Origin of the sequence: Thalassospira sp. MBR-102 (genome assembly GCF_040549275.1) — a bacterium.
Classification (GTDB): domain Bacteria; phylum Pseudomonadota; class Alphaproteobacteria; order Rhodospirillales; family Thalassospiraceae; genus Thalassospira; species Thalassospira xiamenensis.
Genome location: NZ_JBEPTC010000009.1, coordinates 45419 through 61919 on the forward strand (window position 1 = coordinate 45419; position 16501 = coordinate 61919).

Annotated in this window: 19 protein-coding genes; 10 read left to right on the forward strand and 9 right to left on the reverse strand. The window is 56.7% G+C overall.

The window, feature by feature from the left end:
* Together ABIE64_RS15265 and ABIE64_RS15270 are read left to right on the forward strand one after the other, a co-directional pair.
* Positions 1 to 1371, forward strand: coding sequence for a glutamate--cysteine ligase (locus ABIE64_RS15265; protein WP_354377874.1), 1371 nt, complete (start codon positions 1 to 3; stop codon positions 1369 to 1371).
* 70 nt (positions 1372 to 1441) lie between these two features.
* Positions 1442 to 1744, forward strand: a complete 303-nt coding sequence (locus tag ABIE64_RS15270) for a chorismate mutase (protein ID WP_354377928.1) — start codon at positions 1442 to 1444, stop codon at positions 1742 to 1744.
* A gap of 15 nt (positions 1745 to 1759) precedes the next feature.
* Here the strand turns inward: ABIE64_RS15270 and glpD are convergent, their stop codons facing one another.
* The 5 genes from glpD to phnD all read right to left on the reverse strand — a co-directional run bounded on the left by glpD (position 1760) and on the right by phnD (position 6741).
* Positions 1760 to 3274 carry a glycerol-3-phosphate dehydrogenase gene (gene glpD, locus ABIE64_RS15275; RefSeq protein WP_354377875.1) on the reverse strand — a complete coding sequence of 505 codons (1515 nt, stop codon included), beginning with the start codon at positions 3272 to 3274 and terminating at the stop codon, positions 1760 to 1762.
* Between the two features lies 1 nt (position 3275).
* Positions 3276 to 4100 carry a phosphonate ABC transporter, permease protein PhnE gene (gene phnE / locus ABIE64_RS15280; RefSeq protein WP_097051097.1) on the reverse strand — a complete coding sequence of 275 codons (825 nt, stop codon included), beginning with the start codon at positions 4098 to 4100 and terminating at the stop codon, positions 3276 to 3278.
* Entirely contained in the window at positions 4094 to 4906 is an 813-nt protein-coding gene (gene phnE, locus ABIE64_RS15285) for a phosphonate ABC transporter, permease protein PhnE (RefSeq protein WP_063093293.1), read from the reverse strand. Before phnE (ABIE64_RS15285) ends, phnE (ABIE64_RS15280) begins: the two co-directional genes overlap by 7 nt.
* Complete coding sequence (gene phnC / locus ABIE64_RS15290) at positions 4903 to 5700, reverse strand: phosphonate ABC transporter ATP-binding protein (protein WP_063093294.1); 798 nt, start codon at positions 5698 to 5700, stop codon at positions 4903 to 4905. The genes phnE (ABIE64_RS15285) and phnC overlap by 4 nt, the downstream gene beginning before the upstream one ends.
* Before the next feature lie 72 nt (positions 5701 to 5772).
* The gene (gene phnD / locus ABIE64_RS15295; protein ID WP_354377876.1) at positions 5773 to 6741 is read right to left on the reverse strand and encodes a phosphate/phosphite/phosphonate ABC transporter substrate-binding protein; all 969 of its coding nucleotides are present in this window, start codon (positions 6739 to 6741) and stop codon (positions 5773 to 5775) included.
* 234 nt (positions 6742 to 6975) lie between these two features.
* Between phnD and ABIE64_RS15300 the strand changes: the two genes are divergently transcribed.
* Complete coding sequence (locus ABIE64_RS15300) at positions 6976 to 7788, forward strand: DeoR/GlpR family DNA-binding transcription regulator (RefSeq protein ID WP_354377877.1); 813 nt, start codon at positions 6976 to 6978, stop codon at positions 7786 to 7788.
* Positions 7789 to 7939: 151 nt separating this feature from the next.
* Positions 7940 to 9331 carry a class II fumarate hydratase gene (gene fumC, locus ABIE64_RS15305; RefSeq protein WP_220150887.1) on the forward strand — a complete coding sequence of 464 codons (1392 nt, stop codon included), beginning with the start codon at positions 7940 to 7942 and terminating at the stop codon, positions 9329 to 9331.
* Between the two features lie 44 nt (positions 9332 to 9375).
* On the opposite strand, the gene ABIE64_RS15310 is transcribed toward fumC, so the two are convergent.
* Entirely contained in the window at positions 9376 to 9849 is a 474-nt protein-coding gene (locus tag ABIE64_RS15310) for a DUF2867 domain-containing protein (protein ID WP_354377878.1), read from the reverse strand.
* A gap of 120 nt (positions 9850 to 9969) precedes the next feature.
* On the opposite strand from ABIE64_RS15310, the gene ABIE64_RS15315 reads away from it, so the two are divergent.
* From ABIE64_RS15315 to ABIE64_RS15330, 4 genes are all read left to right on the forward strand, one after another.
* Positions 9970 to 10443, forward strand: coding sequence for a DUF2946 family protein (locus ABIE64_RS15315; RefSeq protein WP_354377879.1), 474 nt, complete (start codon positions 9970 to 9972; stop codon positions 10441 to 10443).
* A 76-nt stretch (positions 10444 to 10519) separates the two neighbouring features.
* Positions 10520 to 11026, forward strand: a complete 507-nt coding sequence (locus ABIE64_RS15320; protein WP_354377880.1) for a copper chaperone PCu(A)C — start codon at positions 10520 to 10522, stop codon at positions 11024 to 11026.
* A 121-nt stretch (positions 11027 to 11147) separates the two neighbouring features.
* Entirely contained in the window at positions 11148 to 11651 is a 504-nt protein-coding gene (locus ABIE64_RS15325; RefSeq protein WP_037991160.1) for a cupin domain-containing protein, read from the forward strand.
* A gap of 49 nt (positions 11652 to 11700) precedes the next feature.
* A complete protein-coding gene (locus ABIE64_RS15330) occupies positions 11701 to 12348 on the forward strand; it encodes a LysE family translocator (protein WP_114095558.1) in 648 nt (215 codons plus the stop codon).
* A 35-nt stretch (positions 12349 to 12383) separates the two neighbouring features.
* On the opposite strand, the gene ABIE64_RS15335 is transcribed toward ABIE64_RS15330, so the two are convergent.
* A complete protein-coding gene (locus ABIE64_RS15335) occupies positions 12384 to 12929 on the reverse strand; it encodes a TetR/AcrR family transcriptional regulator (protein WP_007091190.1) in 546 nt (181 codons plus the stop codon).
* A gap of 92 nt (positions 12930 to 13021) precedes the next feature.
* On the opposite strand from ABIE64_RS15335, the gene ABIE64_RS15340 reads away from it, so the two are divergent.
* Together ABIE64_RS15340 and ABIE64_RS15345 are read left to right on the forward strand one after the other, a co-directional pair.
* The gene (locus ABIE64_RS15340) at positions 13022 to 14038 is read left to right on the forward strand and encodes an NADP-dependent oxidoreductase (protein WP_354377881.1); all 1017 of its coding nucleotides are present in this window, start codon (positions 13022 to 13024) and stop codon (positions 14036 to 14038) included.
* A gap of 1 nt (position 14039) precedes the next feature.
* The gene (locus ABIE64_RS15345) at positions 14040 to 14339 is read left to right on the forward strand and encodes a putative quinol monooxygenase (RefSeq protein WP_037991123.1); all 300 of its coding nucleotides are present in this window, start codon (positions 14040 to 14042) and stop codon (positions 14337 to 14339) included.
* A 141-nt stretch (positions 14340 to 14480) separates the two neighbouring features.
* On the opposite strand, the gene ABIE64_RS15350 is transcribed toward ABIE64_RS15345, so the two are convergent.
* Both ABIE64_RS15350 and dppD read right to left on the reverse strand, forming a co-directional pair.
* The gene (locus ABIE64_RS15350) at positions 14481 to 15473 is read right to left on the reverse strand and encodes a peptide ABC transporter ATP-binding protein (RefSeq protein WP_063093300.1); all 993 of its coding nucleotides are present in this window, start codon (positions 15471 to 15473) and stop codon (positions 14481 to 14483) included.
* On the reverse strand, positions 15473 to 16498 hold the full coding sequence (dppD, locus tag ABIE64_RS15355) for a dipeptide ABC transporter ATP-binding protein (RefSeq protein ID WP_071239427.1): 1026 nt from the start codon (positions 16496 to 16498) through the stop codon (positions 15473 to 15475). The genes ABIE64_RS15350 and dppD overlap by 1 nt, the downstream gene beginning before the upstream one ends.
* Positions 16499 to 16501: the final 3 nt, after the last annotated feature.

Below are 16501 nucleotides of genomic sequence, written 5' to 3' on the forward strand. Positions count from 1 at the left end.
ATGACTGTCAGCGCCTCCACCGGCGACAGCCCGGTCATCGAAAGCCGTCGTCAGCTTGTCGAATGGTTCGAGTCCGGTTGTACACCGAAAAAAGACTGGGCCATCGGCACAGAACACGAAAAATTCGCCTTTACCCGTAACGATCTTCGCCCGATCCCGTATGACGGCGAACGGGGGGTAAAGACCCTTCTGACACAACTTGCCGAACGCTTTGATTGGGAACCGATCATTGAAAACGGCAATGTGATTGCGCTAACCAAGGATAACTGTTCCGTTTCGCTTGAACCGGGTGGGCAGATCGAATTGTCCGGTGCGCCGCTTAAAAACATCCACCAGACCTGTGGAGAAGTGCATCAGCATCTTCATGAAATCCGCGAAATCTGCGGTGATCTTGATATTGAAATGCTTGGTGTCGGCCATCAGCCGAAATGGGAACGCAAGGATATCCCGTGGATGCCCAAGGGCCGCTACGCGATCATGCGTGACTATATGCCCAAGGTCGGCAATCTTGGTCTGGACATGATGCTTCGCACCTCGACCATTCAGGTCAATCTGGATTTCGCCTCCGAAGCCGACATGATCAAGAAATTCAGAACGTCGCTGGCGCTTCAGCCGGTTGCGACCGCGCTTTTTGCCGCATCCCCGTTCGTGGATGGCAAACCAAGCGGCTATCTGTCATCACGATCCCATGTCTGGACCGATACCGACCCGGATCGTTGCGGCATGCTGCCCTTCGTGTTCGAAGACGGTTTCGGGTTCGAGCGTTATGTCGATTACATGCTCGATGTGCCGATGTATTTCGTTTATCGCGATGGCAAATACATCAATGCCGCAGGCAAATCGTTCCGCGATTTCATGGCCGGAAAGCTTGACGTTCTGCCCGGTGAACGCCCGACGATGAATGACTGGTCCGATCACATGACGACCGCCTTCCCCGAAGTGCGCCTCAAGAAATTCCTTGAAATGCGCGGTGCGGATGGTGGCCCGTGGAAACGCATCTGCGCCCTTCCGGCCCTGTGGGTTGGTCTGTTGTATGATGACGCGGCGCTGGATGCGGCATGGGATCTCATCAAGGATCTCAGCCACGCCGAACGCGAAGCCCTTCGCGACGATGTGCCGCGTACCGCCCTTGCCACGAAGTTCAGGAACGGCACCGTTCAGGACCTTGCCAAGGATGTGCTGGCCGTCTCCAGACAGGGGCTTAAGGCGCGCGGTCGCATGGATGCCTATGGCGACGATGAAAGCCATTTCCTCGACAGCCTCGAAGACGTCGCCGAAAGCGGCCGTACCCTGGCCGAGGAATTCCTCGATAAATACGAAACCGAATGGAACGGATCGGTTGATCCGCTGTTCAAGGAATATGCCTATTAGACATTGTGAAATGGCGGTGAATAATCACCGCCATTTTTCATTTTTCGTGAATAATGAAAGTTCTGCCGTGATGACGACCAAAGCCAACCCTTGCGAAACCATGTCCGATGTACGTGCGAATGTGGATCGGGTGGACAGGCTTCTGGTGGCGCTGATGGCGGAACGGCTGAACTATATCGAACAGGCCGCGCGCATCAAACCGACCCGGGATGCCGTGCGTGACGAAAACCGGATCGAGGATGTGATCACCAAGGTCCGTGCCCAGTGCCGCATTGATGGCTTTGACGAAGACATGGCCGAACGGATGTGGCGGGCGATGATGGAAGATTTCATCGCCCACGAATTCGTCAAATGGGATGATCTGCGCAAGTAACCGGTTGCCGGTTTCTTACTGTGCGGCAAGTTGATCCGCGCTGTTTGCAAACCAGTCTCGAACCGCGTTGATATCGCTTTCTTTCATGCCAAGGCCAAGCTTGGTCCGCCGCCAAAGGACATCCTCGGCGGACCTCGCCCATTCCTGCGTCATCAGGAAACGGAGTTCCGCCTCAAACAGGTTGGGCGCAACTTCCCGACCCAGATCACCAATTGCCTTGGCATCCGGTGCAATATCAAACAGGCGCGTGCCGTAACAGCGCGCCCAGCGATGGGCGATCTGTTCGGGCAGCCAGTTCAATTTTGTTCTGACACCGGCCAAGAACCGGTCGAAATTGCCATCACTCATATCCCCGCCCGGCAGAACCGATGTCGCGGTCCAGTCCGATGCATCATTGCCCAGAACCGGGCAAAGCTTTTGCAGGGCATGTTCGGCCAACCGGCGATAGGTGGTGATCTTCCCGCCATAGATCGACAGGATGGCGGGGGCGTCGCCGTCCCCGGTATCCAGATCAAACACGTAATCGCGCGTCACCGCCGATGCGTTGCTGTTCTTGTCGTCATAAAGCGGCCTGACACCGGCATAATCCCAAACGATATCGGCCCGCGTTAATGGTGTCGCCAGATAGCCATTGACCAGCTCAAGCAGGTAATCGATTTCGTCATCATTGATCTTCACCTCGGCCGGATCGCCGTCATAGGGCACATCCGTCGTCCCGATCAGGGTGTAGTCCCGCTGATAGGGGATGGCAAAGGCAATGCGGCCGTCCCCGTTCTGGAAGATATAGCAATGATCATGCGGATGAATGCGCGGCACGACAAAATGGCTGCCTTTGACAAGGCGTAACCCCGCGGCCTTGTCGCCAAGCCCGGCACGGTCGACCATTTCGGTCACCCATGGACCTGCGGCATTGACCACGGCCCGTGCCGAAACGCTGGTTTCTTTGCCATCTTCGGTTTGCAGTGTCGCCGTCCAGCCGTCCGTTCCGCGCACAAGGGCGGCACAGCGCGTCCGGGTTTTGATCACCGCCCCGCGGGCCTGCGCATCAAGGGCGTTCAGCACGACAAGCCGCGCATCATCAACCCAGCAATCGGAATAGGAAAAGCCGCTGGTGAACTGGTCCAGAAGCGGTTTGCCTTCTTTCGTGCCGTTCAGGGATAGCGCACGGGACCCCGGCAGGCGTTTGCGCTTTGCCAGATGGTCATAAAGAAACAACCCGGCCCGCAGCATCCATTTGGGCCGAAGCCCTTTATGGTGCGGCAGAACGAAGGTCAGTGGCCAGATGATATGCGGGGCGGCCGCAAGCAGAACTTCGCGTTCCTGCAAGGCTTCGCGCACCAGCCGGAATTCGTAATGTTCAAGATACCGCAAACCGCCATGGATCAGTTTGGTCGAGGATGAAGACGTGGCCGAGGCAAGATCGCGCTGTTCGACCAGAAGGACGGACAGACCGCGACCGGCGGCATCACGGGCAATACCCGCACCATTGATGCCGCCGCCTACGACCAGAAGGTCGTAATGTTCAGACACGTCAGATCACCTTTTTGCGCAGCCAGGCCGCCAAAGCCTCGCCCACGATCACAAGACCGATGATCGCCAGAAGAATGGTGGCAACCGTCTGCCAGGCAAAGGTGTCAATCGCGCCTTGCAGGACGATACCGATCCCGCCAGCCCCGACCAGACCCAGAACCGTACTTTCGCGGAGGTTGATGTCCCAGCGCAGGATCGAGACCGCAAAGAAAGTCGGCATGACCTGTGGCACAACCCCGTAAATCAGGATTTTGAACCGCGATGCGCCGACGGACTCAAGCGCCTCGATCGGGGCCCGGTCGATTTCCTCGATCGCCTCGCCCAGCAATTTGCCGATAAAGCCGATCGAACGGAAAATAATCGCCAGAATACCGGCCATCACGCCGGGGCCGAAAATCGCCACAAACAGCAGCGCCCAGATGATGGTATTGACCGACCGCGACGACACCAGAATGAACCGGCCGATCCAAAGCGTCAGCTTGTTCGGTGTGGTGTTCTGGGCCGCGATCAGGGCAATCGGCAATGAAAGGAACACCGCAAAAAACGTTGCAATCGTCGCAATATTGACGGTTTCAAGCAACGTGATGGCGATCATTTCCCAATCATTAAGCGATGGCGGATACATGCGCGAAAAAAGATCGCCCATCTGTTGCGGGGCATCCCAAAGCCACGGCCAGATGATGTTGATCGTCGAAAGCGACCAGACCGTTGCCAGCACGACACCGCCATACATGGCAAAGCGCAGCCAGCGTTGTTTGGGGGTATAGCGTGACCATTCGCGTTCGGCGATGGCGTCCGGTCCGGTATTTTGTGTTGTCGTTACCATATGTTCCTCCGGATCCGGCCGCTTATGGCTTCGCTGATCAGGATGACGCCGATAATGCAAAGCGTGATCGCAAGCGCGAAGTCATAGTCATAGCGCCGAAACGCATTCATCAGGGTCGATCCGATCCCGCCCGCGCCCACAATGCCGACCACGGCGGATGCACGCAGATTGCTGTCAAGCTGATAGATCGAAAGACCGATCTGGCGGGGCATGATTTGCGGGATCACGGCATAAAGCATGGTGATGAATGTCCCGCCCCCGGCCGCCCGGATGGCTTCGACCTGGCCCCAGTCGATTTCCTCGATCCGTTCGGCCAGCATTTTGGCAACGAAACCGATGGAATAGATCGTCAGGGTCAAAATCCCCGCCAGCGGACCAAAACCGACCGCCTTGACGAACAGGATGGCAACGATCACCGGATGGAAACTGCGCGCGATAATGATCGTGGCACGCCCGATGTTATAAAGCCATTTGGGCGCAATATTGGATGCGGCGGCAAAGGCAATCGGCACGCTGAGCATCACACCGGCAAGGGTTGCAACGATGGCGATCTTGATGCTTTCAAGAAAACCCTGCAACACCAGTTCGCCCCGGATCATGTCCGGCGGGAAAGCGCCCTTGAAAATACGGATGGCGCGCGGAATGCCTTCCTGAATACGTTCCCAGTTAAACGGCAGGCTGGTGACCGCCCAAACGACATAGGCCAATACGCCAAGAATAATCGCCCAGCGTATCGCCGGATTGGCGATAAAGGGCGGCTTTTTCCAAGTGCGATGGCCCGTTGTTTTTTCAACGGAGCTGGTCATTGCGATACCACCTCGCGCAGGGATTCCGCATCACCGGTTTCGCCGCGTTCTTCTGCCGGAACCCCGGCATAGATTTCATCCATGGCATCCTGGGTCAGATCGGTCGGAACGCTGTCAAAGATGATGCGACCAAACCGCATGCCGACGATGCGCTGGGTATATTCCTTGGCCTCGGTGACATTGTGGATATTGATCAGAACCGGCAGGTGCAGCTCGGATGCAAGCGCACGCAGCAATTCCATGATCTGTCGGGATGTTTTGGGGTCAAGCGACGCGGTCGGTTCATCGGCCAGCAGGATTTCAGGTTCCTGCATCAAGGCACGAACGACGCCGACGCGCTGGCGTTCGCCACCCGATAATTCATCGGCGCGTTTGTTGGCATAATGGGCAATGCCGACACGTTCCATCAATTGAAACGCACGATCAATGTCGCTTTGGGGGAAATTGCGCGTCATGGCGCGCCAGGTCGGGACATATCCCAACCGTCCCGACAGAACATTTTCCATCACCGTCAAACGGTTGATCAGGTTAAAACCCTGAAAAATCATGCCGATACGACGACGTGCCAGACGCAACTCGCCACCCGACAAAGTCGTCAGTTCGGTGCCGTTAAGGTCAATCGAGCCCGATGTCGGTTCGACCAGGCGGTTAATGCAGCGCAAAAGCGTGCTTTTACCAGCGCCCGATGCCCCAATGATGGCAACGACGCTTTCGCCCGGAACTTCAAGGTTCAGGTCCTTGAGAACAGCCTCATCCTTGCCATAGCGTTTGACCAGATCTTTGATACGCAGCATCACGATACCTTGAAAAAAAAAGACTACCGGGACCGAAAATCGATCCCGGCAGAAGCAGTTTGAAAGAAGGGATTACTTCAGGTTGTCCGGGGTGTATTTCACACCGTTGGCAGCCTGGATTTCACGAATAACGTCCCAGTCTTTCTGATAGGTGACAGGTACGAATTTCGACACGCCTTTGAACTCTTCGCCAAGGGCGGTGCCCTTCATGTCGAAGGTAAAGAAGGCTTCCTTGATCTTTTCGATCAGTTCGGGCTTCAGGTTATAGGCATAGTTGAACGAAGTGGTCGGGAACGGCTTGCTTTCATAAAGGATTTTGACGTCAGCCGGATCGTACAGATCACGCTGGGCCATACGTTCAACCACTTCGGATGCGACCGGGGCGGCGTCATAGTCACCGGCGACAACGCCCAGCATCGACTGGTCGTGCGATCCGGAATAGACGACTTCGTAATCCTGTTCCGGGACGATGCCCTGACCGGGCAGAAGAGCGCGCGGTGCCAGGTTGCCCGAGTTCGAGGTCGGGGAGGTGTGCGCAACACGTTTGCCCTTAAGATCGGCAAGCGAATTGATGCCGCTGTCAACCCGGGTATAAAGCTGCAAGGTATAGCCAAAACGACCGTCATCGCCACCCATCAGGGCAAACGGAACCGCACCGGCAAGGTTAACCGCAAACGGGGTCGGCCCGGTCGAGAAACCGGCAACATGCAGACGGCCGCTGCGCATGGCTTCTACTTCGGCGGAATTCGACTGAACCGCAAAGAAGTGAACATCCTTGCCGGTTACTTTTTCAAGATGTTCAAGGAACGGCTCCCAGATATCGGCGTAAACCGCCGGGTCTTCGACCGGGGTATAGGCAAATACGAGGGTGTCGGGATCAACCTGCTGATCGGCAGCCGGTGCATCGGCGACCAGATCGCCATCCATGTCGCAATACATCTGGTCAAGATCGCCGCGTGCGATGCAATCATCGGCCGCATATGCCTGGGTGCTGCCAAAGCTCATCATGCCGATGGCGGCAAGCACCGTAGAAACTTTCAAAAAGTCTGTTTTTTTCGCATGTGAAAACATGTGATCGAACCTTTCTTCCCTGTAAACGCTGGTAAAGCGCCATTTTTAATGTGGTTTTGTTGGTTTTATTGTTGCTTTTATCAACATTATAGAAGGTCAAAAAGTTGGAAAAGCAACACAAAACTGTAACAAATGGTTACAAGGATTGCTGCTAACCTTGCCGGAATGGGGTGCGATCAAAGGTATTCAGGGGGGAGAGCGTCTTTGCGTATCGGAAAAAAAGAACGTCAGCAGCGCATTCTTCAGGAGCTGCAAATCCATCCGCATGTGAGAGTTGCCACATTGGCGGAACGATTCGATGTGGCAACTGAAACAATTCGCCGTGATCTTGATGCGCTAAGCGAAAATGGCCTGATCAAGCGCGAATTTGGCGGCGCATCGGCACAGCCAATGGGCCATCAACCCGATCTGGCGCAGCGACAGATGACCGCGGTTGCCGGGTTCGAACGGATCGGCATCATGGCCGGAACCATGATCCGGCCGGGTGACGTGATTATGATCGATGCCGGGTCTACCGTCAGCCAGCTTGCCCCCTATATGGCCCAGAATCCCGGCGCATTGCGGCGCACGGTTCTGACCAATTGCTACGCGGTGGTGCATGGCATGGGCGAACAGGCGGTGATTGATGATGTCATCATGTGCCCGGGGCAGTTCGATCCACGTGAAAACGCGGTTTACGGCAATGATACCGTCGAATTCCTGCGCCGTTTCCATGCCAACAAGGCCTTTATTGGCGCATCGGGCGTCGCATGGCAGGGCTTTAGCGACGTTAACCGCCGCGCGGTTGCGGTCAAACGTGCCATGATGGAACGGTCCGATGAAACCTGGCTGATGGTCGATCACACCAAGTTCGATCAGCGTTACCTTGAAAACATCGCACCGCTTGAAGCCCTGACCGGGGTGATCACGGATCGGTTGCCGCCGGAAAAACTGCTGTCACATCTGGATCGCATCGGCGTTCAGATTGTCGCATGGCAGGACAATGTTTCCGCAGATCAGGGGGCAATCGTCGGCTGATATTTTATCGCTGGCGATAAAACTGCTTTTTTTCAACATAGTGACTTTGCGCGAAAGATCATTTGCGCCCATATTCGGGAACGGCAAAACGTAATTGCCAGCCGGGTTCCCGCCCCGGTCAGTATGTTTTCTGACACGGAGGATTTCTATCGTGACCAATCCAGTGACCACCCGCACCGAACAGGACACCATGGGCAGCATCGATGTGCCCGCGGACCGGTATTGGGGGGCGCAGACCCAGCGATCCAAACAGAATTTCCGCATTGGCGGCGAACGCATGCCCGATGCCCTGATCCGGGCGTTCGGGATACAGAAACTTGCCGCCGCACGCGCCAATGCTGCCCTTGGCAATCTGGATGCCAACCTTGCCGAGGCAATCGAGGCCGCCGCGCGCGAAGTCGCCGATGGCAAGCTTCTTGATCACTTCCCGCTTGTCGTCTGGCAGACCGGCAGTGGCACGCAGACCAACATGAATGCCAACGAGGTCATCGCCAACCGTGCGTGCGAAATCCTTGGCAAGCCGATGGGCAAACGCGATCCGGTTCATCCCAACGATCATGTCAATCGCGGGCAGTCGTCCAATGACAGCTTCCCCGCCGCAATGCATATCGCCGCTGTGGTCGAGATCGAAGAAAACCTGAAACCGGCCCTTGCCCATCTTCGAAGTGCCCTTGATGCCAAGGTCGAAGCCTTTGCCGATATCGTCAAAATCGGCCGCACCCACATGCAGGATGCGGTGCCCCTGACACTGGGGCAGGAATTTTCGGGCTATGCCGCCCAGATCGCCCTTGGCCTTGATCGCATTGATGATGCACTGGTCCGGCTTCGCAAACTGGCACAGGGCGGCACGGCCCTTGGCACTGGCCTGAACGCGCCAAAGGGCTTTGATGTCGAATTTGCCAAACAGGTATCCGATATCACCGGCCTGAAATTCGAAACGGCGGCCAACAAATTCGAAGCCCTTGCCGCCCACGATGCCTGTGTCGAGATGTCGGGTGTGCTGAACGTTCTGGCGACGTCGCTGATGAAGATCGGCAATGATATCCGTCTGCTGGGTTCCGGTCCGCGTTGCGGGCTTGGTGAACTGGTTCTGCCCGCGAACGAGCCGGGATCATCGATCATGCCGGGCAAGGTCAACCCGACCCAGGCCGAAGCCCTGACCATGGTCTGTGCACAGGTGATCGGCAACCATGTTGCTGTGACTGTCGGCGGTTCAAACGGTCATCTGGATCTGAACGTGTTCAAACCGGTGATCATTTATAACCTGCTGCAATCGATCCGTCTGATTGCCGATGCCTCGGTCAGCTTTGCCGATAACTGCGTTGTCGGCCTTGAAGCCGATCAGGAAAAAATCGATCACTATGTCGAACAAAGCCTGATGCTGGTGACCGCCCTGGCCCCGCATATCGGTTATGACAATGCCGCCGCCGTCGCCAAAAAGGCGCACAAGGATCGCAGCAGCCTTAAGGAAGCAACCATTGCGCTCGGCTTCCTTGACGGGGCGAAGTTCGATGAACTGGTCCGCGCACGTGATATGATCTGATGTGATGATGCGGGCCGGTTTTGACCGGCCCGTTCTTTATCCGCCTATCGGGATGCGAACGCACCGTTCAGCATCGCGGGCACAATCGCCTTATGAAACGGCATGATGGTGCCAAGATACACCCGGCCCAGCATATTATGCCGCCGGATCAGGGTGGTTGACCGGATCACCGTCTGCCCGCACTGGAATTTTTCGACCTCGACCGTCAGCCGAAAATCAAGATGCCTGTCATCCATGCCCAGCACGATGAAATCGTCCCCGCGCTCAATCACCGGGAAAAGCCCGATGACATCGGCATCGGGTTCCGGCGCGGTTTTAAGCCCCAGCGGACGGACCATCGCGTTACGCAGTGCCAGCAGATACCCCATCCAGACCGGCCGGCCATCCATGATCTTTTGCGCGGCTTGTTCGGGGGTGATGTCGGGATCGTCAATCGTGATCGCAAAACTGTCCGCCCAATCGGCATCGACCATTGCAGGATGGGGCAGGGATATCGGAACAGCCATCGCGTAGGGCAAAAACGTATCCTTTCGATCAGCCTGGGTCAGCTTTTTCGGCGGTGATCGTGCCCCAACTGTCATTCTGCGGCAATGATTTATGTCATTGTCGCGGGGGGTAAATTCGGGCATACCCAATCCATGCTTATTCGCACCAGACCGATGCTGTCACATACGAAAATCCGGGCCGCTGGCAACATCCTGCGCGTCTGGATGCTGGCATTCGTCATCCTGATGACCGGGGTGACGCAGTCGGGTTTCGTGAGTGCGATGTATGGCGGTGCCAGTGGTGGCGGGTTAACCGCCATTACCGGGGCCAATGCCGAACCCGGTGGCGATCTGATCTTCATCTGCACGGCGGATGGGGTGCGCGCCATATCGTTTGGCGACGTCGGCCCCGATGCCGCGTCACAAAATTCCGGCGGGCATTCTGCCGGTCATGGTTTCTGTTCGCTATGCGCGTCCCATCATGGGGCGATGGCAAGTCTGGACGTGCCGTTTGGCGCGCCGGTTTCAATCATCCATGATGCCGAATATGCGCAAGCCCGCCTGCTTGTCGCAACGATCACCGTGCCGCGTACGCGCTATTCCCGCGCACCCCCGCATTCCATCTGATTTTCCAATACACCCGAAATCAAATTACCGGTGTGATGCAACCAATCCACACCGGACAAGGATGGAAACAAAGATCATGAAAAAACTGTTTGCTGTTATTGCGACCCTGGCCGGTCTGTTTGCCGCGACCCAGGCGTTTGCCGCCGATATCGAAATCAAGGATGCCTGGGCCAAGGCATCGCTTGGCAAGGTGCCAAATGGTGCAGCCTTCCTGACGGTGGAAAATACCGGCATGGCGGATCGCATTGTCGGGGTGAAATCCGATCTGGCCGATAAAACCGAACTGCACACGCATATCATGGAAAACAACGTCATGAAGATGCGCCCGGTCGAAGGCGGGATCGATGTGCCGATGCATGGCGAAGTCCTGTTCAAACCGGGCAGCTATCACGTCATGCTGATCGGCCTGCACAAGCCGCTGGTCGAAGGTGAAAAAATCGACGTGACCCTGACCTTTGAAAAGGCGGGCGACGTGCCGGTGACCATTGATGTGATGGATACCATGTCCAAAGGCCCGCATGGTGATGCCGGGATGGATCACGGCAACATGAAAATGGGCGATCAGGAACACAAGGGCCACTAGGCCGCGATTTCACCGATTGATCAATCTACCGATACAGAAAATACCAGGGGGACGGTTTGCACCGTTCCCCTTTTTTGTCATGATGGTCGGCCATCATCCACCCCATGCAGGGAAGTGCGCCATGTCCCGCGATATCACCATCGACCAATTGATCGAAAAACTCGGCTTGCAACCTCATCCCGAAGGCGGCTTTTACGCCGAAACATTCCGGGCGCTGGAAACCTGCAATCCGGGCAACCGGTATCTTGGCGTGCGATCAACGGGGACCGCGATCTATTACCTGCTGACCCCCGATACCTTCTCAGGCATGCATATCCTGACCAGTGACGAGATTTTCCATCATTACCTTGGCGATCCGGTCGAACAGCTGCAACTTTATGCCGATGGCAGTCATCGGCTGGTTGAAATCGGCAATGACCTGCTGGCGGGGCAGAAACCACAAATGATCGTGCCGAAAAATGTCTGGCAGGGGGCGCGCCTGAAACAAGGTGGCAAATTTGCCCTTCTGGGCTGTACGGTGGCCCCCGGTTTTGACTTCGCCGATTTCGCCATGGGCAAGCGGGCCGACCTGTCGTCGAAATGGCCGGCGGCGGCAACGATGATTGCCGCCTTGACGCGCGACTGAATTTCGGGCGCAATCAGCCGGTCACCCATTTTTCACAGGACTTCCCGAAATGCAGCTCGATACATGGTTGCTGTTTTCCGGCGCGGCCTTGGCGCTTTCGATGGCCCCCGGACCGAATAATCTTCTCGCGATGTTCAATGGCGCGCGTCACGGCGTTGCGTCAGCCGCCATTGGCGGGGCGGGCCGCCTGCTGGCTTTTGCCCTGATGATCGTTGTGACGGCCATGGGGCTTGGCGTGGTGCTTGCCGCCAGCGAAACCGCCTTCATGATCATCAAATGGGGTGGGGCGATCTATCTGGTTTATCTGGGCCTCAAAAGCTGGCGAACCAAAGTTGCCGAGCCCGAGGTTCCCGGTGATAGCGTCGGCTTTATCGCCCATCCCGGTGCGATGTCATTGGCCCGGACGGAATTCCTGACCGCAATCGGCAATCCCAAGGCGATCCTGATCTTTACCGCCTTCTTTCCGCAATTCCTTGATCAGGCCGGTTCATATGGCCCGCAATTTGCGATCATGGGGGTGACCTTCATCGCGATGGAGGCCTGTGTCCTTCTCGGATACGGGCTTGTCGGCGGGCAGGTAAAGGGGCTGATCCGTTCCGCCCGCCACATGCGCTGGCTTAACCGCATCAGCGGCAGCCTTCTGATCGCCGCAGGGGTGCTGCTGGCGCTGACGGACCGCACGCGTAGTAGCGCCTGATCCGCGACGGTTTGCGGATGTGATGGTCCCGGCCATCACTTTTTCAGGATGGCGCTGGTGATGACATTGAACAGATGATCCGCACGTGGTGCCGATGATGGCTGATCGCCAAGCCAGGCAAGTGCGCCCACCATCGCAAACAGGTCTCCGCCATCAATATCGGTGCGTGCGACGCCTTTTTCCTGTGCCCGGACAAGGAGCCTTGTCCCCGCGGCTTTCATGGTAACGCACGACGCATGAAGAGCCGACTCTTCATCCTCAATGGCGGCCACCATCGCGGCAATGACGCCGCGATAGTCGTTCGCGCACGCAACAAGATCACGTAACCACGATACCAGCGCATCATCCGGCGAACTTGCGGTTTCGCGTTCGCGCGCTGATTCTTTCAGCCCGTCAAAGCTCTCGCGAAGCAGGGTTTCAAGCAGTGCCTCGCGCGTTGGAAAATGTCGGTACAGCGTACCAAGTCCCACCCCGGCTTTGCGGGCGATGTCGCGCAAAGATGCTTCCGCACCCTGGTCTTTGACAACCTCCCGCGCGATGGCAAGCAGATGTTCGTAGTTCTTCTTTGCGTCGGCTCGCATATGTTCCTCTTGACAAACGGAGCACTGCTCCATAAATGCGGATCAGTGCTCCGATTGTGGATAGCATATATGCGATGAAAGAAGAAGCAGTGATGACAAAGATGATGAAGGCGGTCCGTCAGCACGCGTTCGGCGGGCCCGAGGTCATGCGCTACGAGGACGCGCCGATACCTGATCCGGGACCGGGTGAAATAAGGGTCCGGGTGCACGCGGTCGGGATTAATCCGCCCGACTGGTATTTGCGTGATGGCTACAGGATGCTTCCGCCGGAATGGCAGCCGCAAATATCCTTCCCGGTGATACTTGGAACCGACATATCAGGTGTCGTTGACGCCGTTTCTGATGATGTTACCGGCTTTGCGCCAGGAGACGACGTTTACGCCATGGTTCGTTTCCCGTCCGGGCTTGCCGGGGGAAGCAGGGCCTATGCACAATATGTCACGGTCCCTGCATCGGAAGCCGCGCCCAAGCCGGACGGGATTGATCATGTGCATGCGGCGGGGGTACCAATGTCGCTTCTGACCGCTTGGCAGTTCCTGGTTGATCTGGGACATGACGAACCAAATCCGCTTCAGTCCTATCAGCATAAGCCGGTTGAACTTTCGGGGAAAACCGTTCTGGTGAATGGCGCTGCCGGTGGTGTTGGGCATTTTGCCGTGCAGGTCGCAAAACTCAAAGGTGCCAGGGTCATCGCGGTTGCGTCTGGCAAACACGAGGCGCTTCTGCGCGACTTGGGGGCTGACGAGTTTATCGATTATACGAAAACCCCACCCGAAGACGTCGTGCGGGATATTGATCTTGTGATTGATGCCCTTGGCGGACCGACCGCCGGGCGTTTCCTGCCCACGATCAAACGGGGTGGTGCCCTTTTCCCGGTGTTCCCGCTGGGCTTTTCCAGTCACGAAGAAGCCGAAAAGCTTGGCATTACGGTATCGGCAACGCAGGTTCGCTCGAACGGCGATCAACTGGCGGAGCTTGCCAATCTGCTGACTGACGGCACACTTCGCGTCGTGCTCGACAGCACATACCCGCTTGCCGATGCCCGCAAGGCTCATGAACGTGCGGCCAAAGGGCACATTCAGGGCAAGATCGTGCTTGTGGTGGAATGACATGATCATCCTGATGGGGCACATTCATGTTGATCCACATGAAATTGATCAGTTCATCGCCGACGTTCAGGTGATCGCGCGCAATGCAACACCCGAAAAAGGCTGTCTTTTTTATGCGGTTAATCCTGATGCGGCGTGCCCGGGGCGTCTCGTTATTGCCGAACGTTGGCGCGATCAATCGTCATTGAAAGCCCATCTTGAAACACCAGAGGTTTTAGACTTTGTGCATAACTGGCAAGGCAGGATGAGAAGCGGGATACAGCAATATCAGGCCACGCACGAAGAAACATTCTTGGGCTGAGTTTTGTTCTCAGGGTTCGCATACAGCAAGCAAAGCCTTTGCGGGCTTTCTTGTGACCCTGAAAGGCTCAGGGGCGCAGCTTTATAAAAGCGCGCCCCCTTGCTCCCTTGTCTACCCGGATATCCGGGTGATCGCCTGTTTTCAGGCGATTTCTTCGACCCGATGGCACGCCACCTCGCGGCCTTCATACATGCGCAATTCAGGACGAACCTGTGCGCAATGGTCGGTCGCAAACGGGCAGCGTTTATGAAACGCACAGCCCGACGGCGGATTGATCGGTGAAGGCAGTTCACCGGTAAGCGGTTCTGCCTTGACGCGATGCGCCGGATCGATCTTTGGTGCCGATGCCAGAAGCGCCCTTGTATAGGGATGCAGCGGCTTGGCAAAGATTTCTTCGGTCGGTCCCTTTTCAGCGACGCGCCCCAAATACATCACCATGACGTCATCTGCAATATGGCGGACGACAGAAAGATCGTGCGAGATGAAGACATAGGCGACATTCATCTCTTCCTGCAGGTCCATCATCAGGTTCAGAACCTGTGCCTGCACCGACACGTCAAGGGCGGAAACCGGTTCATCGGCAACGATGACTTTCGGTTCAAGGATCAGCGCACGTGCAATCGCGATACGCTGACGCTGCCCGCCGGAAAACATATGCGGATAGCGCCCGTAAAATTCGGGGCGCAGGCCAACCTTGGCCATGGTTTCGCGCACACGTTCCTCGCGCTCCTTGCGGCCCAGATCCATGTTAAGCAACACCGGCTCGCCAAGGATCTGACCGACTTTCTTGCGCGGGTTCAGCGACCCGTAAGGGTTCTGGAAGATCATCTGAACCGTGCGACGGAACAGTTTTGCTTCCTTGTCACTCAGATCACCAACCGCTTCGCCATTGATTTTAAGCTGTCCGGCACTGGGCTTTTCAATCAGGGTCAACTGACGGCCAAGTGTGGACTTGCCACAACCGGACTCGCCAACAACCGCCAGCGTCTTTTTGGCTTCCAGCGTAAAGGAAACACCATCAAGCGCCTTGACCATCGCACTGGGTTTGCCAAGGCCGCGGCTGACTTCATAGTGACGGACAAGATCATCGGATTCCAGCAACGGAACACCGGGTTTTGCATCAAGAAAACTCATTACACGGTCTCCCCGGTGGTTTGGCCGGTGGTTTGGCCGGTGGTTTGGCCGGTTGGCTGGCCGCGGTCGTCAAGCGGATAGAAGCAACGCACATCGCGCCCGTTATAGGCACCAACATCGGGGCGTTCGACAACGCAACGATCATTGGCATAACGGCAACGCGGTGCCAGAAGACAGCCTGCCGGCCGGTCATACTGGCCCGGAACCACACCGGGGATGGTGCGCAGGCGGTCATGCCCTTCGGAGCGTTCCGGCAATGCCTCAAGCAACGCCTGGGTATAGGGATGGCGCGGGGCGGCAAAGATGCTGTCCGCCGGGCCACTTTCAAACAGCTGACCGGCATACATCACCTGAATGCGATCAGCCGCTTCGGAAACCAGTGCCAGATCATGCGTGATCAGGATCAGGGCCATGTCACTATCGTCCTGCAATTTCAGCAGCAGGTCGATGATCTGGGCCTGAATGGTCACGTCAAGGGCGGTGGTCGGTTCATCGGCAATCAGCAGGCGCGGATTGCACGCAATCGCCATCGCAATCACGATACGCTGGCTCATCCCGCCCGAAAGCTGATGGGGATAGGCGGTCATGCGTGATTTCGGATCGGGAATACCCACCTGGTTCAGAAGGTCAAGCGTACGTTCACGCCGCTCTTTTTTCGAACCGCCCTCATGGACTTTCAGGGCTTCCATGATCTGGGCCTCGACCGTAAAGCACGGGTTAAGGGCCGACATCGGATCCTGAAAGATCATGCCGATATCCTTGCCCGTAATCGCACGGCGTTTGCCAGGCGACATCGTCAGCAGGTCCTGACCGTCAAAGGTCAGGCTGTCGGCGGTGACACGACCGGGGTAGTCGATCAGGCCCATGACGGCAAGCGAGGATACGGATTTACCCGACCCCGACTCCCCGACGATGCCAAGGACTTCGCCGCGATCAACGGAATAGCTTACATTATCAACAGCACGGAACGGCCGGTCTTCGGAGCCGAACTCGACTGTCAGGTTTTTAACTTCGAGAAGAGCCATGAC

Excerpts from the sequence above, each read along its gene's own strand:
- phnC (WP_063093294.1), bottom strand. The coding sequence starts at position 5,700 with ATGCTGCGTATCAAAGATCTGGTCAAACGCTATGGCAAGGATGAGGCT.
- ABIE64_RS15315 (WP_354377879.1), top strand. The coding sequence starts at position 9,970 with ATGCTTATTCGCACCAGACCGATGCTGTCACATACGAAAATCCGGGCC.
- ABIE64_RS15265 (WP_354377874.1), top strand. The coding sequence starts at position 1 with ATGACTGTCAGCGCCTCCACCGGCGACAGCCCGGTCATCGAAAGCCGT.
- ABIE64_RS15320 (WP_354377880.1), top strand. The coding sequence starts at position 10,520 with ATGAAAAAACTGTTTGCTGTTATTGCGACCCTGGCCGGTCTGTTTGCC.
- ABIE64_RS15270 (WP_354377928.1), top strand. The coding sequence starts at position 1,442 with ATGACGACCAAAGCCAACCCTTGCGAAACCATGTCCGATGTACGTGCG.
- ABIE64_RS15335 (WP_007091190.1), bottom strand. The coding sequence starts at position 12,929 with ATGCGAGCCGACGCAAAGAAGAACTACGAACATCTGCTTGCCATCGCG.
- ABIE64_RS15345 (WP_037991123.1), top strand. The coding sequence starts at position 14,040 with ATGATCATCCTGATGGGGCACATTCATGTTGATCCACATGAAATTGAT.
- ABIE64_RS15350 (WP_063093300.1), bottom strand. The coding sequence starts at position 15,473 with ATGAGTTTTCTTGATGCAAAACCCGGTGTTCCGTTGCTGGAATCCGAT.
- ABIE64_RS15340 (WP_354377881.1), top strand. The coding sequence starts at position 13,022 with ATGACAAAGATGATGAAGGCGGTCCGTCAGCACGCGTTCGGCGGGCCC.
- ABIE64_RS15325 (WP_037991160.1), top strand. The coding sequence starts at position 11,148 with ATGTCCCGCGATATCACCATCGACCAATTGATCGAAAAACTCGGCTTG.
- phnE (WP_097051097.1), bottom strand. The coding sequence starts at position 4,100 with ATGGTAACGACAACACAAAATACCGGACCGGACGCCATCGCCGAACGC.
- ABIE64_RS15330 (WP_114095558.1), top strand. The coding sequence starts at position 11,701 with ATGCAGCTCGATACATGGTTGCTGTTTTCCGGCGCGGCCTTGGCGCTT.
- phnE (WP_063093293.1), bottom strand. The coding sequence starts at position 4,906 with ATGACCAGCTCCGTTGAAAAAACAACGGGCCATCGCACTTGGAAAAAG.
- dppD (WP_071239427.1), bottom strand. The coding sequence starts at position 16,498 with ATGGCTCTTCTCGAAGTTAAAAACCTGACAGTCGAGTTCGGCTCCGAA.